Genomic DNA, 335 nt, shown 5'->3' on the forward strand with positions numbered 1-335 from the left:
GGAGGCGCTCTTCGGGGCGTTGGTCGGCATCGTGGTCAACGCGCTGATTCGACCCCCGGTGTACCTGCGGGACGCCAGCTCAGCGCTTCAGGACGCGGCCTGTGAGGCGCAGGAGATCCTGGAGGCGGTCGCCGACGGGTTGGCCACCGGCGAGTGGGACGGCCATCAGGCCGGAGACTGGCACGCGCGTGCGCTGCGCCTGGGCCGCCTGGTCGACCAGGCCCGGTCGGCCATCGGCTGGAGCCGCGAAAGCCTGCGCGTCAATCCGCGTGGGCGCCGAGGGCGGACTCCTTCCGCCGGCGACACGGCGCATTCCGATGTGCTCGCCGTGCTCG

1 pseudogene is annotated in these 335 nt (G+C 72.8%); it reads left to right on the forward strand.

The features are described from left to right. Positions 1-335 (forward strand): annotated as a pseudogene (locus TN53_RS43345) (hypothetical protein); the annotation flags it as partial.

The sequence above is a fragment of the Streptomyces sp. WM6386 genome (assembly GCF_000972385.1).
GTDB lineage: Bacteria > Actinomycetota > Actinomycetes > Streptomycetales > Streptomycetaceae > Streptomyces.